The following is a 23,299-nucleotide window of genomic DNA, read 5'->3' as shown; positions in this document are numbered from 1 at the left end:
GACCGTTTTCTCCAGCTTTGAAAACGATAATATTTCCGTTAAACACGGGTATTCATCTCGATCTTTCATCGAAAGAAGTTTTTCTTATTGTACTGATAATGAACTTTTATGTCTAAATTTGTTCACATCGCTAGGTAAATCCTTTATATTAGACTTATGTGAAATTGAACGCAAAAGGAGAGATTATCTTGACTGCTACCAAAGGATTGGAAGGAATTGTAGCCACAACCTCTTCCGTTAGCTCCATTATTGACGGTGTACTTACCTATCGCGGTTTCAATATTGACGACCTAGCGGAGAATGCAACATTCGAAGAGGTCGTATATTTGTTATGGTATGGCAAGCTTCCTAATCGCTCCGAACTGGACGGTTTGCTAAAAGATTTGAGCGATAACGCTTCGGTTCCGGCCGAAATCATTAGCCAAATCAAGCTGTATCCGGAAGACGTTAATTCTATGGCTGCTCTGCGCAGCGCCGTGTCCAGCTTGGCTCTGTACGATGCAGAAGCAAATGATATGAGCAAGGAGTCCAACCTGCATAAGGCGATCAAGCTGCAGGCTCAACTCCCAACGATCATTGCCGCATTTGCACGTATTCGTGAAGGAAAGGAGCCAATCGCTCCGAAGGCTGGCGTTTCTATTGCCGAGAACTTCCTATACATGCTGACTGGCAAAAATCCGGAAAAAATTGCTGTTGAAGCGTTGGACAAAGCTCTTGTGCTCCACGCTGACCATGAGCTGAACGCTTCCACTTTTGCGGCTCGCGTTACAGTTGCTACTCTCTCCGATATTTATTCTGGTGTTACTTCAGCGATCGGTGCGCTCAAAGGACCTCTGCACGGCGGAGCAAATGAGGCAGTTATGGCGATGCTGGAGGAAATCGGTACAGCTGATAACGTTACAGCCTATATCACAGAGAAGCTGAATAACAAAGAAAAGGTTATGGGCTTTGGTCATCGCGTTTACAAAAATGGCGATCCGCGTGCGAAGCATCTTCAGAAGATGTCTCAGGAATTGGGTAAAATTACAAACAATATGAACTGGTACGACATGTCCATTCAAATCGAAGAAATGGTTACAGGTCAAAAAGGTCTGAAACCAAACGTAGATTTCTACTCCGCATCGGTATACACGTCACTGGAAATTCCGCGTGACCTGTTTACTCCAATTTTTGCGATCAGCCGTACGTCCGGTTGGACAGCTCATATTCTCGAGCAGTATGACAACAACCGTCTAATCCGTCCGCGTGCTGAATACACGGGTCCTTCGCATCAAGCGTTCGTTCCGATCGAGCAGCGTTAATTAGTGCAGATTTTAGTTACCTAGTCGGGCTGCTGCGGCTCTTCCATCTCGACCTTAATCAAGGCTCGGGGCAAGTGCCGCGGCTCCCGTATATTTTTGAGGGTATCCCTAATTCCTAGGGTCAGTGCAAACTGACTCCAATTTTACGAGGAGGTTTACATATCCATGGCACAATTCGAACAATATACACAGCCGACAGAGGGCGAGCGCATCACGATCACGAATGGTAAATTAAACGTTCCAAACAACCCGATTATTCCTTTCATCGAAGGCGACGGTATTGGTCCGGACATTTGGACAGCATCTAAGCGAGTGCTGGACTCTGCGGTTGAGAAAGCATACAAAGGCGAGAAGAAAATCGCATGGTACGAAGTATTTGCCGGAGAGAAAGCCTTCAATAAATTTAACAACTGGCTGCCAGCCGATACGCTTACAGCTATTCGCGAATACATTGTTGCGATTAAAGGACCTTTGACTACGCCGATCGGCGGAGGTATCCGTTCCCTGAACGTAGCTCTTCGTCAAGAGCTGGATCTGTACGTTTGCTCCCGTCCGGTCCGCTATTTCAATGGCGTTCCTTCCCCAGTGAAACGTCCTGAGCTTGTGGATATGGTCATTTTCCGCGAGAACACAGAGGACATCTATGCAGGTATCGAGTGGGCTGCAGGCTCTGACGAAGTGAAAAAAGTACTCGCGTTCCTGAAGAACGAAATGGGTGTAAACAAGATCCGTTTCCCGGAAACGTCCGGTATCGGTATCAAGCCGGTTTCCTCCGAGGGCTCCAAGCGTCTGGTTCGTGCGGCGATCGAATATGCTATTGAGCATAACCGCAAGACCGTGACTTTGGTTCATAAAGGAAATATCATGAAGTTCACTGAGGGTGCGTTCAAAAACTGGGGCTACGAGCTTGCAGAACAGGAGTTTGGTGACAAAACCTTCACATGGGCGCAGTACGATAAAATTAAAGAAGAGCAAGGCACAGATGCAGCAAACAAAGCACAAAAAGACGCTGAAGCTGCTGGCAAAATCATCGTAAAAGACGCGATTGCGGATATCGCATTGCAACAAGTATTGACCCGTCCGACCGATTTTGACGTCATCGCTACGCTGAACCTGAACGGTGACTACCTGTCCGATGCACTGGCTGCCCAAGTAGGCGGAATCGGTATCGCTCCAGGCGCAAACATTAACTATGTTACAGGTCATGCGATCTTCGAAGCAACGCATGGTACAGCTCCGAAATATGCAGGTCTCGACGTAGTAAATCCAGGCTCTGTTATTCTGTCCGGCGTCATGATGCTTGAGCACTTGGGCTGGCTTGAAGCGGCTGAACTGATTTACAAAGGCATGGAAACTGCAATTAACAACAAAACGGTTACTTACGATTTTGCACGTTTGATGGAAGGCGCAACCGAAGTGAAATGCTCGGCGTTTGCGGATGAGATTATCAAAAATTTCTAGAGCGGTCAAGCCTCTATATCCCCCTTCTTAAGGGGGATCTCGGGGGGTTATCCCTTGGAATGCGATATCACAGCTATGGAATGAAATTACTAACCAATACCTAAAATTTTGGGAGGCAATATATCATGGCGATTCAACGCAAAAAGATTACTGTTGTAGGCGCAGGCTTCACAGGTGCGACTACGGCGCTTATGCTGGCTCAAAAAGAACTTGGCGACGTGGTGCTGCTGGACATCCCTCAGCTTGAGAACCCGACAAAAGGAAAAGCACTGGATATGATGGAGGCTTCTCCTGTACAAGGATTTGACTCTAATATCATCGGTACTTCCAACTATGATGATTCGAGTAATTCGGATGTTGTGATCATTACGGCAGGGATTGCTCGTAAGCCGGGCATGAGCCGTGACGACCTCGTCAATACGAATGCCGGCATTGTGAAGTCGGTTTGTGAGAACGTCAAAAGAACTAGCCCGGAATCGATCGTTATTATTCTCAGCAACCCGGTAGATGCAATGACTTATGTTGCATTCGAGACACTTGGTTTCCCGAAAAACCGCGTTATTGGTCAATCCGGTGTTCTGGATACAGCACGTTATTGCACATTCATCGCACAAGAACTGAGCGTGTCGGTTGAAGACGTTCGCGGCTTCGTGCTTGGCGGTCACGGTGACGATATGGTACCTCTCGTTCGTTACTCTAACGTAGGCGGTATTCCTATTGAGAAGCTGATCCCTGCTGATCGCATCGAAGCTATCGTGAAGCGTACACGTACCGGCGGTGGCGAAATCGTCAATCTGCTTGGCAACGGTTCTGCTTACTATGCACCGGCGGCATCGCTCGTGCAAATGACAGAAGCGATTCTTAAAGACAAGAAACGTATTATTCCTTCTATTGCTCTGCTTCAAGGCGAGTACGGATATGACAACCTGTTCATGGGCGTTCCGACGCTTCTTGGCGGCAACGGCATCGAGAAAGTATTTGAACTGGAACTGCTTCCGGAAGAGAAAGCGGCGTTGGACAAATCCGCTGATTCCGTACGCAATGTCATTAAAGTCGTAACCGGCTAATTTTGCTAATAACTAAGACCAGCCATTCGGCACCTGCCGAGGCTGGTTTTTTGTTTGTGCTGATTTGTATCCAGAAGAATTTCCTGCTAAAAACCATTATTGAAATGGCTGGTAAATCATGCTATTATCATTATGACTGACCAGTCAGTCATAATGATAATAGCATGTGGTTAACAGAATGATTAAATAAGTTCAGTTCATTATAGGGGGGAGCTTTGTGGGGGCAGACAAGCGTGACAAAATCATCGAATCGGCGCTTAAGCTTTTTGAAGAAAAAGGGTATCACAGTACGAAAATATCGGATATCGTGCAGGATGCAGGGATGGCGAAGGGAACATTTTATCTTTATTTCAAGAGTAAAGAGGATATGTTTCGCCATGTGGCCGAAGCATGCTTAGATGAGATTGTAGGTGCATTGGCAGAAGGGTCATCAGAGACAGACGGATCCTTTGAGGATCGGATGCTGTATCGGATTATCCGACAAACGCTTATTATTTACTATGACAACCGGACGATTTTGAACATTATCAATCAGCATGGATCGGCATCACCAGAAATCGGCGATATCTCTAAACATTTTTACGGTAAAATGGCAACCGTCATCAAAGGGATTCTAGCACAGTATCAGGCCTATCCAGGATACACTGATGAACAATTAGAGATGACTGCATATGCCAAAATCGGCATGGTGGAGATGGCGGCCTATCAGTGGTTTATTGAAAAGAAATGCGGATCGGAGCATATCGACTTGCTCACAGAGGTATTAGTCGGCGTAAACATCAATTGCAAGCCGCGAACGGATGTGAACGCCGTATGATCGATAAAATACTGAAGTATCGTAAAGTGACGCTGCTTTTCTTTGTCATGGCTGTGCTGCTTGGTATATTTAATATAGTTACGATGAAACAAAGGGAAAATCCGGAGATTGATCTGACGGTGGCCGTCATCAAAACGATATATCCTGGAGCCTCCCCGGAAAAAGTAGAGCAGTTCGTTACACGGCCGTTAGAGGATAAAATTAAAGAGATGAGCGATATCTCCGTCATCAGCTCCACTTCATCGGCGAATGTATCCGTTATTCAGGTGGAGGTCAAAGCGGATACCGATATCCAGAGGGCATGGGACACGCTGCGCCAGAAGGTGCAATCTGCGGTCAGCGAGCTGCCACAGGACGCGCATCAGCCGGAAGTGAATGACGATTTGGGTAAGATTGCGGAGCAAATACTGCATTTTGTAGTTGAGACACCGGAGGAGCTGGAGCCGCTCAGACTGACCATGGAAACGTGGAAAGAACAGCTCGGTACGATCCAAGGCGTCAGCAATGTAGAGATCGTCGGCTTACAGGAGCAGGAAGTGGCCGTTACGCTGGATACGGATAAGCTGGATACCTTCCGTTTGCCATGGGGAATCGTCGCGCAGGCGCTCCAGAATAAACAGAATCGTGTGCCCCTTGGGATGGTCGATAAAGGCACAAAGCAATATTTTGTAAACATGAGCGGGGAATGGACATCGGCAGAAGATATCGCAAATACGGAAATTTTCGGATTGCCCGGAGGAAGAACGCTTAGAATCGGGGATGTCGCTGATGTTAAGCTTCAGCCGAAGAAAAGGGAAGTCAGCATCTTACATAACGGAAAACCGACGCTGGATTTGGTTATTAATGCGGAGAAGGGTGCGGATATACCCGATTTGCAAGAGCGGATCGATCACAAGGTGGCGGAGCTAAAGCCGAAGCTTCCGGAGAATGTCGAACTTCAGTCACTATTTACACAAAAGGAAAGCCTTGATCACTTGTTTAAAGAGCTTTCGAAAGAACTCATGTTTGGGATCTTGGCGGTCATCGTAGTTTGTTCGCTTGGTCTTACGTTCGGGACATCACTGATCGTTGCGCTTGCCATTCCAATTTCCATTACGGTGGGCTTTATCCCCGTCGAATTCATGGGGATCGACTTAAATCAGATCACCATTGTGGCGATTGTCATCGTTCTGGGGATTTTGGTAGATGACGCCATCGTTGTCAACGATAACATTCAGCGTCGGCTTCAGCTGGGAGACGACCCGCGGACTGCATCGCTTGAAGGAAGCCGTGATGTCGCCATCTCCATCTTGACAGCGACGGTTGCTACCGCCGCGGCTTTTCTGCCGCTGTTCTTTCTTCAGGGCAACATCGGCAGTTTCATTCGTCCGCTGCCGGTTGTGATCACGTTTACGCTGGCCGCGTCGATGGCCATGTCTTTAACGATCATCCCGATATTCCGTACATGGGTGGCGGAGCGTAAGCTTAAGCGTCGAAGCTCGCCGGGGACGCTTGCAGTGCACACTTCCCAGAGGGCACATTCTGAGATGAAGGAGCAGCCAGCCCCCGGTCTCCTAGGTAAGCCAATCCAGCAGTTGAGCGAGATGTACGGTAAACAGATTCACCGATTTTTGAGGAGACCGCTGCTGACAGGAATGGCTGCGCTTCTTGTGGGAACAAGCGCCTTCGGTTTGCTGCCGCTGCTTGGCGTACAGTATTTCCCTCCGGCAGAGAAGGAGGAAATGCTAATCGATTTTAAGCTGCCGAAGGGCAGATTGTTTTCGGAAACGGAATATACAGTGTTTAAAGCGGCGGCTTGGGTGGAGCAGCAGCCAGGCGTGCGTTTCGTGTCTTCTTATGCTGGGCGCTCCACTCCAAAGTTCTATTATTCCGAAGCTGATTTGTCGGGGACACATGTGGGTCAATTGTTCGTAAAGATTGATCCGAAGGTCATCCAAACGAAAGAAGTCGTATCCAAGTGGAGGGAAGAGCTCAAGGCGTTGTTCCCGCCAGACGTGGAAATTACACCGCGAGAGCTGGAGCAAGGCCCGCCTGTTGGAGCCCCGATCGCTTTGCGTATCAGCGGGACCGAGCTGCCGCAACTTCGGCAAATCTCCACGGATATACAGGAACTGCTCAAGGAAATCCCTGGTACGGTGAGCGTATCGGATGACGTTGGCTCCGATATGAACACATTCGAGGTGGAACCGGATCCGGCGAAGCTGAGTCTGTACGGGGTGAACGAGAAGGATCTCTCCATGACTCTCCGTATCGCTACTGAAGGACTGGAAATTGCGGAGATGCAGAAGGGAAAGAATATCATCGATGTGACGCTGTATGCGGATAAGAAATCACATGATCCTGTAGGGACAATCAAGGACATGTACGTGCCTGCGCTGCAGGGCGGAACCGCCGCCATACGAGAGCTGGGAGAGATCAAGGAAAGCCGAATGATTCAATCCATACACCACCGGAACTTGACCCGAACGATGACGGTTCGAAGCTATACGCAGGATCGGCTCTCGGAGGAGATTGTCAAGGAGCTTCAGGTCAAGCTTCAACAGTACCCTCTTCCTGCTGGCTACTCCGTTGAATTCGGCGGAGAGAACGAGGAACGTAATGATGCGTTTGCTTCGATTGGAAAGCTGTCGATCATTGTTCTTCTTTTGATTTACATGATTATGGTGATGCAATTTTATTCTCTTTCCATTCCGTTGTTGATTCTATCGACCGTTTACTTGGCTGCCGGAGGAGCAGTTATTGGGTTGTTCCTGACAGGGTCGCCTATAGGCTTCATGGCATTGATGGGACTTGTCAGCTTGGCGGGGATTGTAGTGCGGAACGGGATTATTCTGATTGAATTCATCGAGCAGGCTAGGGAGCGTGGACTTCCGCTGTATGATGCGGTGGCGGAGGCGGGGAAGGCCCGACTGAGGCCCATATTGCTGACGACGGCAACGGCTATCGGCGGACTGCTTCCGATGACTATCATGGGCGGGAACCTTTGGCGGCCAATGGGCATCACCATTATCTCTGGCTTGATCTACTCCACCCTACTGACGTTGATCGTGGTTCCTTCTTTGTTTGTGACACTGGCTAAATGGCGGGATCAAAGGGCTGCCAAAGCGGGAAAAAGCGAGCATTTGTAGTTCCGTGGATGCAGTTGCTTCGAGGCACTGCATTCCGTTATACTAGGTATAATCGATAATTATGGAAAAATGGGGAGGCAACACGAATTATGCAGGATTTTATTTTGTACTTACATGTGGTAAGTGCTGTTATGTTGGGGATTTACTTGTTGCTTCCGTTTCTGGCCAAGCGAGTTCAAGCTTTGGAATCTGGAACGGCGCAGTACGGATTTTTGCACGTGCTGTTCGCGATGAACCGTGCAGCGCAATATGCGCTGGCGATCGCATTCTTAACCGGAGGCTATATGGTGAGTAAAGCTCCATATTCGGTTCTATGGATGGCACTTTCGATCATTTTGTTTTTGGCTATTGCTGCGCTTTCGGGCATCATGGGCAAAAGGATGCGATTGGCCTTGGCTGAAACCTCTGGCAGTGCGATTTCTCAACAAATTGGCTCAATCAAAACACTCAGCGCGATCAATGGCATTCTTTTCTTCATCGTCCTCACATTGATGAATTTTCCGTTTATGCGCTAATGAATCTACCTTTTGAAGACCGGGGCATCCCGGTCTTTTTGTTTGTAACAAAAATCGGAGGCAAGGGTCGAGGGTCTACAGCTCGTCCAGCGTTTTTTCTAAACTGGGGGCCATATGCTTCAAAAAGTAATGGATTTCCGGCATGTTTAATGCTTCCATCGTCTGTTCGATTTGCTTCTTGGCCATCGCGAATTCCCTGTTGCCGGCAGACAGCTCAGTGACGCACTTCAAATAGGCATCGAGAAGGTCCGCGGCTTTGACGTACTTTTTCAGTTCTGCGTCCGCTTCTGTTTTCATGCCGATGAGCGGGTTATAGACGCTTCGCAGAGGTTCGGGAACCATATCGAGCAGGCGCTCCGCGGCCAAATGCTCGATCTCACGGAAGTTGGACAAGATCTTCGCATTGTGATGCTTCACCGGAGTCGGAATATCGCCTGTAAACACCTCCGTTGCATCATGGAAAAGCGCCATGCTAACGACGCGATCCGTCGGCACCTGCCGATCAAATACCTCGTTCGCAATCGTACATAAAACGTGAGTCAAAATCGCCACATGGAACGAGTGCTCTGCTACGTTCTCTTTTACGACATTCCTCATCAGGCTCCAGCGTTCGATATATCGGAGCCGATACATATAGGCAAAAAAGTGGCTGTCCATTCTATCATCATCCTAGTTCTGAATTTGCGCTGCAGGGTACTATATACAGTAGGATTATACACGATTTGTGCACCGATTGCGCGCCTTGGAAACGTACACACCAATCTATGCTTTCTTGTGAAAACGATGTTTTGGTACCAGCTGTAATGTGCTATTATTATAATATGTCTTAGCAAGTTAATAGAGTATCTTTTTACGAATCGAAAGGAGTTTTTCTACATTATGCAGCAGTTTCAAGAGAGCATTTATAAACTGATTGTCGAAACATCCACAAACCTTCCGGCAGACGTGCGTCAAGCCATTCAGCAAGCTCAGGCACGAGAAGATGCCGGCACGCGTTCTGCGCTGTCCCTTTCGACGATCGCAGATAACATTCATATGGCGGAGTGCAACGTATCTCCAATCTGTCAAGACACGGGGATGCCAACGTTTATCGTGCATACTCCGGTCGGCGCCAACCAGATTGAGATGAGAAAGCAAATTATTGCTGCGGTTGCCCAAGCGACCAAGGACAGTAAGCTGCGGACGAACTCCGTCGATTCCCTGACCGGGGCTAACAGCGGCGACAACATCGGTCCAGGGACTCCGGTCATCCACTTTGAACAGTGGGAGAAGGATCAGATTGAAGCCAAGCTGATTCTTAAAGGCGGCGGCTGTGAAAATAAAAACATTCAATACAGCCTTCCGACCGAGCTCGAAGGGCTTGGCAAAGCAGGCCGCGACCTGGACGGCATTCGCAAGTGCATCATGCATGCCGTGTATCAGGCGCAAGGGCAGGGCTGCAGCGCCGGCTTCATTGGCGTAGGCATCGGCGGAGACCGAACGACAGGCTACGAACTGGCTAAGCATCAATTGTTCCGTGCAGCGGATGATGTGAATCCGAACGAAGAGCTTCGCAAGCTTGAGGAATATGTGATGGATAATGCCAATAAGCTCGGAATCGGTACGATGGGCTTTGGCGGACAAGTCACGCTGCTCGGCTGTAAGGTCGGCGTCATGAATCGTTTGCCCGCTAGTTTCTTCGTGTCGGTGGCATACAACTGCTGGGCGTTCCGCAGACAAGGCGTGCTGATTGATCAGGGTACAGGCGAGATTACCGACTGGGTATACCCTAAGGGTGAAGAAGTGCCTATGCAGAAGGAAGAACCAGCGGCAGCAGTGGAAGGCCGCGAAGCGCGCCGTGAGATCGTATTGCAGACGCCGATTTCGGAAGAGCAAATCCGTCAGCTGCGCGTTGGTGATGTGGTTATCATCAACGGACCCATGCATACGGGCCGGGATGCGCTGCACAAATATTTGATGGATCACGATTCTCCAATTGATCTTAACGGTTCTGTCATCTACCACTGTGGACCCGTAATGGCTAAAGATGCGAACGGTGAGTGGGTAGTGAAGGCTGCCGGCCCGACTACGAGCATTCGCGAGGAACCTTATCAAGGCGATATCATCAAAAAATTCGGAATACGCGCTGTGATCGGTAAAGGCGGCATGGGCCCGAAAACGCTAAAAGCGCTCCAAGAGCACGGCGCCGTATATTTGAATGCCATTGGCGGAGCAGCACAATATTATGCTCAATGCTTCAAAAAGGTAGAAGGCGTCGATTTCATGGAATTCGGTATTCCGGAAGCGATGTGGCACCTGCAGACGGAAGGCTTTGCGGCCATCGTCACGATGGACTCCCACGGAAACAGCTTGCACGCTGAAGTAGAGAAAGATTCACGCGAAAAGCTGTCCCAGTTCAAAGAGCCTGTATTCGTATAAGAAATAAATATATATCTAAACTTGCCCATGTATCTGTGATACTTGGGCTTTTTTGTGCTGAGTTGCGTTGTACAGATGAAGTGTGCAGTAACTCCTTTACAAAAAAATAACTGGTGTTCCGCATGGTGAACAGGTACGATATGGTGTAATATGTTTGTACTAAGACAAACCTATGATTAAGCAACCCCAAAGAATTTTCCTTACAACGGAAGTTGTTCTTGAAACCTAGGGTCTCATCTATGGAGGGATATTCATTTGATGAATAAGTTCCGTGCACGATTAACTTTGATTTTTATTGCCTTGATCGGTTCTTCGGTTCTGATCGCGGGTATTTTTATGGCCAAAATGCTGGAGCGCTCGCATATTGACTCTTTGACTGCCAATATGGAGAGAGAACTGCACATCATGCTGGTAACGATGAACTGGAACAGGCAGGGGACAGAATCCCAACAATCGCGTTATTTTACGGACATGGCCAAGATGCTCAAGCAATCGGCGGATGCGCGGGTCACTTTTATTCGCGCGGATGGCAAAGTCATGGGAGACTCTGACAGCAATCCTGATCAGATGGAGAACCACTTGGACAGGGAGGAAATAGTCGAAGCGGCTTCTTCGAAGGTAGGCTATGCAACACGTCACAGCAGTACAGTGGATCGTAACTTGCTTTATGTCGCCGTTCCGGTGATAGAGGAAGGACAAACAATTGGCTTTTTACGGTTAGCCATGAGTCTAGAGGACGTAGAGGCTTCGGTTCGCAACCTGTGGTTTGCACTGATACTCGGGCTCTTGACGGTGTTTCTTGTTGCGGGTTTAATCAGTTACCGTGTGGCTTATGGCATTACCCGGCCGATTGAACTCATGACCAGTGTGGCCCAGCAAATTACGGACATGAATTACAAGTATCGCGTGCGGCTGAAGAAGAAAGACGAGATCGGAAAGCTTGGCGATGCTATTAACCATATGGCGGATAGCCTGCAGCTGCAGATGAACCGCATTCTTGAAGACGAGAATCGACTCAAAAGCGTTCTTGAGAATCTGATTAGCGGCGTTGTCATGATTGATGGGGAAGGTGAGATCGTGCTGCTGAACCGGTCGGCTGAAGAATTTCTAGGGTTTTCCTCTAAAGAGCTGTTGGGTAAAAAGTTTGATCAAGCGAAGCAGCAGTTCGAATTTACGCAGCTCATTCAGGAATGTATTGATACTCGAGAGAATATTCGTGATGAAATGATTTTTTATTATCCTGAAGAACGTATATTAGAGATCAATTTGAACCCGATCTTTCAGTCGGATAAGCAATGGGCAGGTCTGCTCATCGTCCTGCATGATATTACGTCCGTCCGGAGACTGGAAAGAATGCGCTCAGAGTTCGTAGCCAATGTATCACATGAACTGAAGACACCCATCGCCGCGGTCAAAGGCTTTACCGAGACGCTTCTTGCCGGTGCGCTCGACGATAAAGAGACAGCCAGGTCGTTTTTGAAAATCATTTTTGATGAAAGTGAACGGCTTAACCGGCTGATTGGCGACATCCTGGAGCTGTCCAAAATAGAATCGAAGCGGATACCGCTTCAATACTCTCCAATTCATCTGGAATCGTTCATCGGCAACTGCCTTCATTTGATGAAAACCGAAGCGAAGAAGAAGTCAATCGAGCTGGAGGTAGAGGTTCCGCAAAACAGCTATATGGAAGCGGATGAGGATCGGCTGAGGCAAATTTTGATGAACCTGCTTTCTAACGGCATCAATTACACGCCCGAAGGCGGTAAAGTGAAGGTGAAGGTGGAGCAATTGACTTCCGGACCGGAGTCCATGGAGGTCGATACAATTCGTTTTACGATTATGGATACGGGGATAGGCATCCCTAGGAAGGATCTTCCCCGGATTTTCGAGCGCTTTTACCGCGTGGATAAAGGAAGGTCACGAATCTCAGGCGGAACGGGGCTCGGGTTATCGATCGTCAAGCACTTGGTTGAGCTTCACAAGGGCACGATTCGGGTCGAGAGCGAGGTCTTGGTTGGTACGAAGTTTATTATCGACATGCCGTTAATCCAATGATTGTGCAGCCCTTTACAAAACTTTTACAAAGTTCTTAACATTTCATTCATAATTCATGCTATGATAAATTTGAAATATAGAATGGATCTCGGGGGTTTTCCCATGTCACATAAAATATTAGTCATAGAGGACGAGCCTACATTAGCGAGACTGCTTTCCTATAACTTAACGCAAGAAGGCTATGAGATTAAAGTGATCGACCACGGCAGCGACGGATTGCAGGCTGCGCTTCATCAGCCCTTCGATTTAATTATTCTGGACATCATGCTTCCAGGGATGAACGGTTTTGAAATTTTATCGAAGCTTCGTCAGAAGGGGATCAAGATACCAGTGATCATCCTGACTGCACGCAACGCAGAGGAAGAAATCGTGCAGGGGCTTAAATACGGCGCAGATGATTATATTACCAAACCATTTGGAGTAGCGGAGCTGCTTGCGCGTGTATCCGCAGTGCTTCGTCGTACAACGTCGGAGGATGCGTTTCTAGAAAAGACCGGCAGCGGAGAAAAAGTGATAACAGCTGGCGATCTGTATATATACCCGGAAAAATATGAGGTCATTCTGCATGGCGAGTCCATTCCGCTAAGGCCCAAAGAGTTTGAGGTGCTGCTGCATCTTGTGCAGCGTCCCGGTGTTGTTGTCACACGGGATGACCTGATGAATATTGTGTGGGGCTTCGATTATATTGGCGGCCAACGGACTGTAGATGTGCACGTCAGTTCATTGAGGAAGAAATTGGAAATGAATCAGCAATCCGTACAAATTGAATCGATCCGCGGAGTAGGCTATAAGCTGGTAAATGCGGCGGGAAAAAAAGCGTAGAATATGGACTGAAGAGAGGCTGGCCGCAGGCTAGTCTCTTTTTTGTTAGTTGATTTCCCGGGAAATCTATCGAAAGAAAGTTTTCTCAATTTGACTTGCAGCATACGTTTGGGTGTCCTATGTACAGGGTGAAGTATTGAGAAAGGGGAGAGCCCTGGAGTTGTCGGTGAGCAGCTGAAGGACGAAGATTTAAGAAGGAAAGGACAAAATTGCATAAAAGGAGCGCCAGATACGAAATATCTTTTTAAGACAAATTTGTCTATACTATACTTCAGTGTTACTGATTAGTTCATTACGGTTTACTGAATGAAGGAGGTTTTTGGTAATGTCTAAAGTATATAGAATCGGAATCATTGGTTGCGGCGGGATTGCGAACGGTAAGCATATGCCGGCTTTGAAAAATCAGCCAAATGCGGAAATGGTGGCATTCTGCGATATTGTGGAAGAGAGAGCTCATGAGGCGGCAAAACAGTTCGGCGCTGAAGGCGCTAAAGTATATACGGACTATCGTGAGCTACTCGCGGACGCTTCGCTTGATATCGTTCATGTATGTACTCCAAACGATTCTCATGCGGATATTTCTATCGCGTCCTTGGAAGCCGGCAAGCATGTCATGTGTGAGAAGCCGATGGCCAAAACCGCTGCTGACGCTCGACGTATGGTCGAAGCGGCAAAGCGGACGAGTAAAAAGCTGACAGTCGGCTATCAAAACCGTTTTCGCTCAGACAGCCAATATCTGAAACAGCTTTGCTCTGACGGCGAGCTTGGCGATATTTATTACGCGAAGGCGCATGCGATTCGCCGCCGTGCCGTTCCGACTTGGGGCGTATTCCTGGATGAAGAGAAGCAAGGCGGGGGTCCGCTTATCGATATTGGAACACACGCGCTTGATCTGACGCTCTGGATGATGGATAATTACAAGCCTAAGGCCGTACTTGGGACGGCATTCCACAAGCTCTCCCAAAAAGAGAACGCAGCCAATGCTTGGGGGCCATGGGATCCCAAGCAATTTACAGTGGAGGATTCTGCCTTTGGTATGATTACCATGGAGGATGGAGCTACTATCGTGCTCGAATCGAGCTGGGCCATCAATATGCTGCAAACTGGCGAAGCCAAAACGACGCTTTGCGGTACAGAGGGCGGTGCCGATATGCACGACGGTCTGCGCATCAACGGCGAGAAACACAGTCGTCTCTATATGAACGAAATTCAGTTGGACGCCAAAGGCGTAGATTTCTACGACGGCCAGACGGAGAGTCCGGCCGATCTGGAAGCGCGGCTGTGGCTGGAGGCTGTTGAGAAGGACATTGATCCAGTTGTGACGCCTGAGCAGGCCTGCGTCGTATCGGAGATTCTCGAAGCCATTTACGAGTCCTCAAAGACCGGCAAAGCCGTATACTTCAACTAGAGCATAATAAAAAACCTGTTCGCTTTTGCTGCGATAGTATTATCCCCTTTAAGTAGACACTCGAAAAAAACCGTCATGTTATCATGAGGAACGAGTGAATACTTGGAGGGGATTTCTTTATGGCTAAAAAGGGACAGATATTTCAGACCTATACAGAAGAATTTAAGGTGGCGGCGGTTAAAGCTTATTTAGAGGGATCTTCTAGTTACAAGATAATCGCAGAGCAAATGAAGATACGTAATTGTTCCCAGTTAAAGGTGTGGGTAAAGAAGTGGAAAAACGGAGTCAAGTTTGATGAGCGTAAGGGTGTGGCCAACCCACTAAAATGCCGCCCTCGGACAAGCTTCGCCAGCATAGAGCAAGAGCGAGATTACCTGAAAGCGCAGGTAGACTACTTAAAAAAGCGGTATCCAAATCTGGTCGATCGAGAAGTGGACAAGAAAAAGAGACGTTGGCGGGGCTGTGCTCCATTCGGACCAGGCCTTCCAGTACACGTCTCAAGCGTACAAGAAACGATTAGAAGCACTCAGCGTCAAAGGCAGCCACTCTCGCAAAGCAACCTCCCTGGATAACGCATGCATCGAATCCTTCTTCTCGCATCTCAAAACAGAGAAGTTGTATCTCCACCAGTTTAAGTCAGAAGCAGAAATACATCAAGCCATTGAAGATTATATTTACTTCTATAACTATCAGCGATTTCAAGCAAAACTTAAACAGCGCGCGCCGATTGAGTATCGGCACGCGCTGGCGGCATAGCTTTTTTCTTATGTCTACTTGACAGGGGTATGATCAGCCTAACAGAGGGGAAGAGGACGTATACGGCTTTCATCGCCATTTTGTGCCTCATCGCTCACCTGACTGGAGGGCTGTTTCTCCCCAGAGCCGTCGTTCTCTATCCCTGACATGTCGGAAATTTTGAAATGGTTAATTTCGTCGAACAATCTCTGGGCAAGGGACAAAATATCGTCGGATTGTGAGGCGATCCGGTGGATAGCCGCATCCTGCTGCTGCGATGCTGAATTCACTTCTTCGACGCCGGCGGCTGTTTCCTGTGCGATGGCAGCAACATGCTGGACGGAAGTGACTAGCTTGTCGTTCTTGTCCTCGGCCGCGGCGATTAGCGTGTGGATTTGCTCGATGTGGCCGGAGAGCCCATCCATCGATACACGGATATCACTAAACGCACGCATACTTTCATTCATTCTGCCGTTCTGCAGATCGAAAGATTGTTTGACGTTGTTTAGCGAAGCTTCCATTTCTCTCATATGCACAAGCAGCGATTGGACGATGAGAGTGATTGATTTGGAAGATTCATTTGTTTGTGCCGACAGGAGCCGTACTTCCTCAGCGATAACAAAAAATCCTTTGCCGTGCACACCTGCTCTGGCCGCTTCAATCGCCGCATTCAGCGCAAGGACGTTGGTTTGTGTAGAAATCTCAGTAATGGTACCTACGATTCTACCGATTTTAGCTGAGCTGCCGGACAAGGTTTCCATCGTCAGATAAACTTGATGCAAGACCTCTTCCGATTGTTCGACGGCTGATTTGAGTCCTTCCATGGATTGCGTACCGCTATGGGTGTTGAAGGCGGCTTCCCGGCTCTTGCTCTGCATCAAGCCTGTATAATCGGAAATTTCGCGAATTTCTTTGGTTAAATCGTTAATAATAAATGCGCTGTCTTCTGAATAACGGGCTTGCTCCTCACTGCCTGACGATATTTCTTCTATAGCGCGAACAATGTCCTTGTTAGCAGAGGCCGTTGCCCCGGAGAACTCTTGAAAAGATCGGGAATGCTCGGACAACGAGGAAGCGATCGTTTGGGTATTCGCCAGCATTTCTTTGATTTGATCAATCATCAGATCGAAGCTTTGGCTCAGCTTTCCGAGTTCATCTTGTGATGAGCTGTTAATTTTATGGCGTAAATCCCCTTCTGCAACTTGCTTTACGGCACGCTGCAGACGCTGAATCGGACGCATAAACGAACGGATTAGCAGAAATGCGGTTACGGTGCTGATCATCATAACGAGCAAGGGCGTGAGAATAGCGAACCGGGCGGAATCGTTCAATTGACGGTCGGTGCTGCTTACAGCCATTAAGGCGTACTGATTGTAAGCTTCATTGAAATGATCAACGAGCTCAAATATGTATTCTTTAAATAGCTCCGATTCCTTGTACGTGGATTTCAGCTGATGATCTATCACTTGAGGCTGGAGTGTATTACCCACAATCTGCTGCGCTTTATCGAACGTTCCCGTAAATTCTTTGGAGGTATTCGTCAATTTGGCGCTCCAATTGCGTTCATCCGCATTGGATGCGGTTAGAGCCAGACTTTCCACAGACCGGTAAAAGCCTTCTCTTTCACTATTATATTGATCAACCAGCTCAGGCTGTTTGGTCAATACATAAGCGGCATAAATGGAAGCAAGTGAATTCGCCTGCTGCTTCAACTGCAGAGCCAGCTTCTGTTTATCCGTTTGCTCATTTTGATATTGGAACTGCTGCCTAATGCTGTCTACCTGCAATAGATTAAAGGCTGAAACTCCGGCAAAAAGGATTGTGATAAAAGAAAACGCCATAATCAGTTTCGTTCTCATGGTAACCCGCACATAGGTAACGTTCCGCAGTCTCTTCATAATTACCTCCACATGTATAGTAGTCTTTTGGATATACTACGAATGTACTATGGATCAATTAAATTCAAGTTCGCATTTTGTAAATTCTTTGTAAAACTTGACGAAAGCCGAGATATCAATTCATCATGTCAACGTTACCATCATATTTTTCGATAATTTTTACATTCCGTTAACAAAACTCATATTTGACGAAAACAAAAGGGGCGTAATATTGTCATTGTGAACGACAAACATAAACTTTTGAGGAGTGGTCATGTTGTTTAAAGGTTTTGCTCGTAAAAGCACATTCGCAATATCTTCCGTCGTATTGGCTTTGTCTCTGGCTGCATGTGGGACGCAAACGGAAACCCAGCCGAATCAAGGTGCTGCTCCGTCTGACGGTACAGCTGCTCTGAAAGGCGAAATCAAAATCGACGGCTCTTCTACAGTTTTCCCGATCTCCCAAGCCGTTGCCGAAGAGTTCATGAAAAAACACAATGATGTAAGAATCACAGTAGGCGAATCCGGGTCTGGTAATGGAGCGAAGAAGCTGATTTCCGGTGAAATTCATATTGCAAATATGTCTCGTCATTTCAAGACAGAAGAAATGGATGAGCTGAAAGCGAAACAAAACACCGAGGTTATTGAAATGCCCGTCGCGCTGGACGGCATAACCGTTGTAGTCAACAAGAAAAATACGTTTGCCAAAGAAATGACGGTTGAAGAGTTGAAGAAGATTTGGTCCAAAGAAAGCACAGTGAAAAAATGGAACGAAATTCGCCCGGAATGGCCAGATAAAGAAATTAAGCTGTATGGTCCTGGCACGGCGTCTGGAACGTTCGAGTTCTTCACGGAAGCTATCAACGGAACAGCGAAAGAATCTCGTTCGGATTATACACCTTCCGAGGATGACAATGTACTCGTAAAAGGCGTACAAGGCGATGAGTTCGCAATGGGTTACTTTGGCTTCTCCTACTATAAAGAGAATGAAGCGAATTTAAATGCTGTAGCCATCAAGAAGGATGCTAGTTCTCCTGCTGTATTGCCTACGAATGAGACGATTGAGGACATGTCGTATGCTCCGTTGTCCCGTTATGTATATGTGTACCCTACGAAAAAGGCAATCGAAGAGCCACAAGTTAAAGAATTCCTGAAATACTACAACAGCGAAGAGGGCGGGGCTTTGGTTGAAGCCGTTAAATACATCAAGCTTCCACAAGAGCAAATGAACAAAAACCTTGAAGCATTGAAATAAGAAGCATTCAATATATGGAATGAAATCCGTGGCATCCACAGCAATCAAGCGGTGGATGCCGCGGATTTCCCAATATCATTGCTTTACGCGGGGGATAAGCTATGGAAACGGATCAAATACAAAAAGTGAATTACAAAAAGAAAAAAAGCGTGATTTCATCAGATGTGCTAATACCCAAAATATTAGCTTTTTTTGCTGTTATCTCCATATTGACGACGGTAGGCATCGTGCTGATATTAGTGGTCGAATCATTTGGGTTCTTCAGACAGGTTCCATTTTGGGAGTTTATTACGGGAACGGAGTGGACGCCGCTGTTCAGCGATCCCAAATTCGGCGTGCTTCCGCTCATATCGGGAACCTTGCTTGTTACCTTGATTGCAAGTATAGTGGCTATTCCGATTGGGCTGGGCAGCGCTATTTATTTAAGTGAATATGCTCCGTCGAGAGTTCGCAATGTGATCAAGCCGATCTTGGAAATTTTGGCTGGTATTCCTACGATCGTATATGGTTTCTTTGCTCTAAATTTCGTAACACCGGTGTTGCAATTTTTAATACCGCAAACGGAAATTTTTAATGCGCTCAGTGCAGGGATCGTTGTAGGTATCATGATCATTCCAATCATTTGCTCTCTCAGCGAGGACGCGATGGTCGCCGTTCCGACTTCCCTCCGCAACGGAGCTTACGCTTTGGGGTCTACGAAGTTTGAAGTGGCTGTAAAAATCGTAGTTCCTGCGGCACTCTCGGGTATCGTTGCCTCCTTCGTACTTGGACTTTCACGGGCCGTAGGCGAAACGATGATCGTGACCTTGGCCGCGGGGAATTTGGCTCAAATGGCTTACAATCCGTTGGAAAGTATTCAAACACTAACCGCTTTTATCGTTTCCGTCAGTGGAGGGGATACTCGTTACGGTTCGGTTGAGTACTTAACCATTTATGCCGTAGGGATGACCTTGTTTGTCATGACACTGGCAATGAATATACTGGCGAAATACATCTCCAAAAAGTTCAGGGAGGAATACTGATGGCAACGAATGAGAATATACAGCACGTCGCTAAAAGAAATAGAAAAAACAAGCTTTTCCATCAGTTGTTTTTTGTCTCCACCTGTTTTGGGATTGTAGCGCTCGCTTTGTTATTAATACAAGTGCTTGTTCAAGGATTGGGTTGGCTCGACTGGCAGTTTTTGACGGAGTATGCGTCCCGTATTCCCCAGAATGCCGGGATCAAGGCTGCCTTGGTCGGCACCTTTTACCTGATGCTGATCACCGCACCCCTGACGTTTATCGTTGGTGTGACCACCGCAATATATTTGGAGGAGTATGCGAAGGACACACGGTTCAGCCGTTTTATTCAAACCAATATCGCTAACCTGGCAGGAGTTCCTTCCATTGTTTATGGTCTTCTGGGGCTTACCGTATTTGTCCGTATGCTTCATCTCGAACGAAGCCTATTATCCGGAGCGTTAACGATGACGCTGCTGGTGCTTCCGATCATTATCGTTGCCTCACAAGAAGCGATTAGAACCGTACCGCAATCGCTGCGCAACGCCTCGTTTGCTCTGGGAGCCAACCGTTGGCAGACGATTGTTCGCGTCGTATTACCTTCATCCCTACCGGGAATCTTGACCGGATCCATCTTATCGATGTCCAGAGCGATCGGGGAAACTGCTCCGCTCATCGTGATCGGAGCCGTCTCTTATATTGCATTTTTACCAAGATCTCCTTTGGACAGCTTTACAGTTATGCCGATCCAAATCTTCAACTGGGCAAGCCAACCGCAAGCTGAGTTTCAGAATGTGGCCGCGGCGGGTATTATTATCTTGCTAATCATGCTGCTTAGCATGAATGCATTCGCCATTTATTTGCGTAATAAATATCAGAAGAAATTGTAGAACCAACGGACACGGGAGGAAAACCGCATATGTCAATCGTCAGTATAAATAAGTTGAACCTGCATTATTCCGAGTTTCATGCCCTGAAGAACGTCGATATGGAAGTTCAGGAGAAGTCGATCACAGCGTTTATTGGTCCATCCGGCTGTGGGAAATCGACCCTGCTTCGTACATTAAATCGCATGAATGACATGATCAAAGGCATACGTATAGAAGGAGACGTGATCATCGATGGCCATAACATTTATGATCCTGACGTCAACGTAGAGCTGCTGCGCAAAAATATCGGTATGGTGTTTCAACAGCCGAATCCTTTTCCCAAATCGATTTATGATAATATTGCCTATGGTCCTCGCATTCACGGCATCACGGACAAGGCTCAGCTCGATCATATCGTCGAAAGCAGCTTAAAGGCTTCCGCGTTGTGGACTGAAGTGAATGATAATTTGAAGAAATCCGCTTATGGTTTGTCCGGGGGGCAGCAGCAGCGTTTATGTATCGCTCGTGCTTTGGCGGTCAATCCTCAGATTCTGCTTATGGACGAACCTACGTCGGCGCTTGATCCGATTTCAACGTTAAAAATCGAAGAGTTGATCCGCGAACTTCGAGAAAAATATACGATCGTCATCGTGACACATAACATGCAGCAAGCGGCGAGAATTTCTGATTTTACCTCCTTTTTCTTGAACGGGGAAGTGATTGAATCGGATCAGACAGAGAAGCTTTTCACCACTCCAACAGACCAAAGGACGGAAGATTATATTACAGGCCGATTCGGTTAATGAACTACTGAAAACAAAGGGGATGCTAACATGGACACAAGATCCACTTTTCATCAAGCGGTAGAAGGATTGCAATCGGATTTGCTTAAGATGGGCGGATTGGTTGAAAATCACATTTCTCTCGCGGTAGAGGCTTTGGCTGCAAGGGATGAACAACTGGCAAGGAAAATTATCGAGCAGGACGATGAAATTGACGATTTAATGCTTCAAATTGAGGAAAATTGCCTACGGTTGATTGCGCTGCAGCAGCCGATGGCAAGCGATTTGCGGATTATCGGCATGGCGCTCAAAATCTCCACGGACCTTGAACGTATTGGAGATCATGCTGTAGATATCGCGAAGATCGCGATTCGCATGTCGGGAGAAGAGCTCGTGAAGCCGCTTGAGGTCATCCCGCGCATGGCGCTGCTTGCCAAGGATATGCTTCATGAAAGCTTGCTGGCTTACACCGAGCGGGACATTCATCGTGCCGCGGCACTGGCGGAGAAGGATGATGAGGTCGATAAGCTCTACAGCACTGTGGTTAATGAAATCATAGGGATCATGACCAACGATTTCGGGCGAAACCGCCAGCTCTCTCAGTTGATGATGACTGCTCTCTTCCTGGAGCGTGTAGCGGATCACACGACGAACATCGGAGAAGGCGTCATTTATATGGTGACAGGGAAGCGTAAAGACTTAAATGTATAGATAAGGATAACCGGATTTCCGCTGTTTGATGTGGATCCGGTTATTTTTTGCCCTATTGGAGAGTTACAGAAACTTCATACATCATCAGTTAGGTTAGGGATTTCTATTTGATAACTCTTTCCCAGGCAGCACCAAGGTAAAGAAGGGTTCGAAGGCATACCGGGGCAGCGTCTTCTTTTGTGATTTTGTCGGCATGCCGCTCGAAGTTAGAAGCGATCAAGAGAATAAATCGGATAGCTGATCCAATTGCTTGATCAAAAATACTTTTCGCTTGCCCAGCCGCTGCTGGGTTATTTTTTTGTAATCGGGACCTGCTTCTGTATCGGTTGGGTTTAGCCACACCGCATCCAGCCCTGCTTTTACCGCGCCGCACACATCGTGCTTCCAAGAATTACCTACCATTACGGCCTGTTTGGGTGAGAGCTGCATGGCTTTAAGCGCTCTTTTGAACAAATATGGAGCGGGTTTCTTGTCGGCGGGCTTTAGCGCGGTAAATACATGCTCGGGAGGAAAACAAGCGTCAAGATCAAACCGCTTCAACATCAGCAGCACATCTGAACGGGGACTGTTGCTGATAATAGCGAGCCGATAGCTTCGAGACAGGGTTGCCAGCATTTCCTGCGTTCGCGGGGGCATGGTCTTGGCTTCGACCTGCAGTCGCCTGATTTCCTGCATGAAGCCGCGCGTCATACCGGCCGTTACCGGAACATCCATCGCCTCCATCGCTTCCCTCAAGCACTGCTGCTGGAGCTCGTCAAGCTGTTTGAAGGTGATCCGCGATTTTTTGCGCTGCTGCCACTTCGCAATGTATTGGGCCCACAACTGATCGGCCATTGGCTTCTCCTCCTGAGCCCATCTGCCCGTGAAGTGCTCCCATACACGTCCAAAGCATTCCTCAAAGCTTAAGTTTTGCTGCACCAGGGTTTGATTCACATCGAAAAAAATGATGCGTTTGCCGCGTAATCGTACCGTTTCGTTCATAGGATGGTTCCTCCGATCTCCCTTTCGCGCTATACTTGCATTTCGTGCAGACGGGTAGGGATCAAAGTTAGTACATTTTATGCGGCAAAGAGAGCG

The 23,299-nt window shown here is 47.7% G+C and carries 18 protein-coding genes and 1 pseudogene; 16 read left to right on the top strand and 3 right to left on the bottom strand.

What is annotated here, in order from left to right; all coding sequences use genetic code 11:
• The first annotated feature begins 188 nt into the window (after window positions 1-188).
• From citZ to JOE45_RS09245, 6 genes are all read left to right on the top strand, one after another.
• Window positions 189-1,301, top strand: coding sequence for a citrate synthase (gene citZ, locus JOE45_RS09270; RefSeq protein WP_210020469.1), 1,113 nt, complete (start codon window positions 189-191; stop codon window positions 1,299-1,301).
• 165 nt (window positions 1,302-1,466) lie between these two features.
• A complete protein-coding gene (gene icd / locus JOE45_RS09265; protein WP_210020470.1) occupies window positions 1,467-2,762 on the top strand; it encodes an NADP-dependent isocitrate dehydrogenase in 1,296 nt (431 codons plus the stop codon).
• 125 nt (window positions 2,763-2,887) lie between these two features.
• Window positions 2,888-3,829: a malate dehydrogenase gene (mdh, locus tag JOE45_RS09260; protein ID WP_210020471.1), complete on the top strand. Its 942-nt coding sequence runs from the start codon at window positions 2,888-2,890 to the stop codon at window positions 3,827-3,829.
• 217 nt (window positions 3,830-4,046) lie between these two features.
• The gene (locus JOE45_RS09255) at window positions 4,047-4,646 is read left to right on the top strand and encodes a TetR/AcrR family transcriptional regulator (protein ID WP_210020472.1); all 600 of its coding nucleotides are present in this window, start codon (window positions 4,047-4,049) and stop codon (window positions 4,644-4,646) included.
• The gene (locus tag JOE45_RS09250; RefSeq protein WP_210020473.1) at window positions 4,643-7,774 is read left to right on the top strand and encodes an efflux RND transporter permease subunit; all 3,132 of its coding nucleotides are present in this window, start codon (window positions 4,643-4,645) and stop codon (window positions 7,772-7,774) included. Before JOE45_RS09255 ends, JOE45_RS09250 begins: the two co-directional genes overlap by 4 nt.
• A gap of 89 nt (window positions 7,775-7,863) precedes the next feature.
• A complete protein-coding gene (locus tag JOE45_RS09245) occupies window positions 7,864-8,289 on the top strand; it encodes a hypothetical protein (protein ID WP_210020474.1) in 426 nt (141 codons plus the stop codon).
• Between the two features lie 75 nt (window positions 8,290-8,364).
• On the opposite strand, the gene yfbR is transcribed toward JOE45_RS09245, so the two are convergent.
• The gene (gene yfbR / locus JOE45_RS09240) at window positions 8,365-8,946 is read right to left on the bottom strand and encodes a 5'-deoxynucleotidase (protein ID WP_210020475.1); all 582 of its coding nucleotides are present in this window, start codon (window positions 8,944-8,946) and stop codon (window positions 8,365-8,367) included.
• 222 nt (window positions 8,947-9,168) lie between these two features.
• Between yfbR and JOE45_RS09235 the strand changes: the two genes are divergently transcribed.
• The 5 genes and pseudogenes from JOE45_RS09235 (at window position 9,169) to JOE45_RS09215 (ending at window position 15,748) form a co-directional block, all read left to right on the top strand.
• Window positions 9,169-10,707: a fumarate hydratase gene (locus JOE45_RS09235; RefSeq protein ID WP_210020476.1), complete on the top strand. Its 1,539-nt coding sequence runs from the start codon at window positions 9,169-9,171 to the stop codon at window positions 10,705-10,707.
• A gap of 258 nt (window positions 10,708-10,965) precedes the next feature.
• Entirely contained in the window at window positions 10,966-12,762 is a 1,797-nt protein-coding gene (gene pnpS / locus JOE45_RS09230) for a two-component system histidine kinase PnpS (protein ID WP_210023352.1), read from the top strand.
• Between the two features lie 102 nt (window positions 12,763-12,864).
• Window positions 12,865-13,584 carry a response regulator transcription factor gene (locus tag JOE45_RS09225; RefSeq protein WP_210020477.1) on the top strand — a complete coding sequence of 240 codons (720 nt, stop codon included), beginning with the start codon at window positions 12,865-12,867 and terminating at the stop codon, window positions 13,582-13,584.
• Window positions 13,585-13,909: 325 nt separating this feature from the next.
• The gene (locus JOE45_RS09220; RefSeq protein WP_210020478.1) at window positions 13,910-14,992 is read left to right on the top strand and encodes a Gfo/Idh/MocA family protein; all 1,083 of its coding nucleotides are present in this window, start codon (window positions 13,910-13,912) and stop codon (window positions 14,990-14,992) included.
• A 119-nt stretch (window positions 14,993-15,111) separates the two neighbouring features.
• A pseudogene (locus tag JOE45_RS09215) lies at window positions 15,112-15,748 on the top strand (IS3 family transposase).
• Between the two features lie 38 nt (window positions 15,749-15,786).
• Here the strand turns inward: JOE45_RS09215 and JOE45_RS09210 are convergent.
• Window positions 15,787-17,625: a methyl-accepting chemotaxis protein gene (locus tag JOE45_RS09210; RefSeq protein ID WP_210020479.1), complete on the bottom strand. Its 1,839-nt coding sequence runs from the start codon at window positions 17,623-17,625 to the stop codon at window positions 15,787-15,789.
• A gap of 253 nt (window positions 17,626-17,878) precedes the next feature.
• On the opposite strand from JOE45_RS09210, the gene JOE45_RS09205 reads away from it, so the two are divergent.
• From JOE45_RS09205 to phoU, 5 genes are all read left to right on the top strand, one after another.
• Window positions 17,879-18,859, top strand: coding sequence for a PstS family phosphate ABC transporter substrate-binding protein (locus JOE45_RS09205; RefSeq protein ID WP_245246826.1), 981 nt, complete (start codon window positions 17,879-17,881; stop codon window positions 18,857-18,859).
• A gap of 101 nt (window positions 18,860-18,960) precedes the next feature.
• Window positions 18,961-19,881 carry a phosphate ABC transporter permease subunit PstC gene (gene pstC / locus JOE45_RS09200; protein ID WP_210020480.1) on the top strand — a complete coding sequence of 307 codons (921 nt, stop codon included), beginning with the start codon at window positions 18,961-18,963 and terminating at the stop codon, window positions 19,879-19,881.
• The gene (pstA, locus tag JOE45_RS09195) at window positions 19,881-20,750 is read left to right on the top strand and encodes a phosphate ABC transporter permease PstA (protein ID WP_210020481.1); all 870 of its coding nucleotides are present in this window, start codon (window positions 19,881-19,883) and stop codon (window positions 20,748-20,750) included. The genes pstC and pstA overlap by 1 nt, the downstream gene beginning before the upstream one ends.
• Before the next feature lie 29 nt (window positions 20,751-20,779).
• On the top strand, window positions 20,780-21,532 hold the full coding sequence (gene pstB, locus JOE45_RS09190) for a phosphate ABC transporter ATP-binding protein PstB (RefSeq protein ID WP_210020482.1): 753 nt from the start codon (window positions 20,780-20,782) through the stop codon (window positions 21,530-21,532).
• 30 nt (window positions 21,533-21,562) lie between these two features.
• Complete coding sequence (gene phoU, locus JOE45_RS09185; RefSeq protein ID WP_210020483.1) at window positions 21,563-22,222, top strand: phosphate signaling complex protein PhoU; 660 nt, start codon at window positions 21,563-21,565, stop codon at window positions 22,220-22,222.
• Window positions 22,223-22,438: 216 nt separating this feature from the next.
• Here the strand turns inward: phoU and JOE45_RS09180 are convergent, their stop codons facing one another.
• A complete protein-coding gene (locus JOE45_RS09180; RefSeq protein WP_210020484.1) occupies window positions 22,439-23,203 on the bottom strand; it encodes an HAD family hydrolase in 765 nt (254 codons plus the stop codon).
• Window positions 23,204-23,299: the final 96 nt, after the last annotated feature.

The organism is Paenibacillus sp. PvR098 (assembly GCF_017833255.1).
Classification (GTDB): Bacteria; Bacillota; Bacilli; order Paenibacillales; family NBRC-103111; genus Paenibacillus_G.
Note: the sequence above shows the minus strand (reverse complement) of the source record. Positions and strands in the feature narration are given on the sequence as shown.

Bases quoted from the DNA above. Each gene is read 5' to 3' on its own strand.
- pstC (WP_210020480.1), top strand. From the start codon at position 18,961: ATGGAAACGGATCAAATACAAAAAGTGAATTACAAAAAGAAAAAAAGC.
- icd (WP_210020470.1), top strand. From the start codon at position 1,467: ATGGCACAATTCGAACAATATACACAGCCGACAGAGGGCGAGCGCATC.
- yfbR (WP_210020475.1), bottom strand. From the start codon at position 8,946: ATGGACAGCCACTTTTTTGCCTATATGTATCGGCTCCGATATATCGAA.
- JOE45_RS09180 (WP_210020484.1), bottom strand. From the start codon at position 23,203: ATGAACGAAACGGTACGATTACGCGGCAAACGCATCATTTTTTTCGAT.
- mdh (WP_210020471.1), top strand. From the start codon at position 2,888: ATGGCGATTCAACGCAAAAAGATTACTGTTGTAGGCGCAGGCTTCACA.
- JOE45_RS09220 (WP_210020478.1), top strand. From the start codon at position 13,910: ATGTCTAAAGTATATAGAATCGGAATCATTGGTTGCGGCGGGATTGCG.
- JOE45_RS09205 (WP_245246826.1), top strand. From the start codon at position 17,879: ATGTTGTTTAAAGGTTTTGCTCGTAAAAGCACATTCGCAATATCTTCC.
- JOE45_RS09210 (WP_210020479.1), bottom strand. From the start codon at position 17,625: ATGAAGAGACTGCGGAACGTTACCTATGTGCGGGTTACCATGAGAACG.
- JOE45_RS09250 (WP_210020473.1), top strand. From the start codon at position 4,643: ATGATCGATAAAATACTGAAGTATCGTAAAGTGACGCTGCTTTTCTTT.
- pstB (WP_210020482.1), top strand. From the start codon at position 20,780: ATGTCAATCGTCAGTATAAATAAGTTGAACCTGCATTATTCCGAGTTT.
- JOE45_RS09245 (WP_210020474.1), top strand. From the start codon at position 7,864: ATGCAGGATTTTATTTTGTACTTACATGTGGTAAGTGCTGTTATGTTG.
- JOE45_RS09225 (WP_210020477.1), top strand. From the start codon at position 12,865: ATGTCACATAAAATATTAGTCATAGAGGACGAGCCTACATTAGCGAGA.
- JOE45_RS09235 (WP_210020476.1), top strand. From the start codon at position 9,169: ATGCAGCAGTTTCAAGAGAGCATTTATAAACTGATTGTCGAAACATCC.
- phoU (WP_210020483.1), top strand. From the start codon at position 21,563: ATGGACACAAGATCCACTTTTCATCAAGCGGTAGAAGGATTGCAATCG.
- pstA (WP_210020481.1), top strand. From the start codon at position 19,881: ATGGCAACGAATGAGAATATACAGCACGTCGCTAAAAGAAATAGAAAA.
- pnpS (WP_210023352.1), top strand. From the start codon at position 10,966: ATGAATAAGTTCCGTGCACGATTAACTTTGATTTTTATTGCCTTGATC.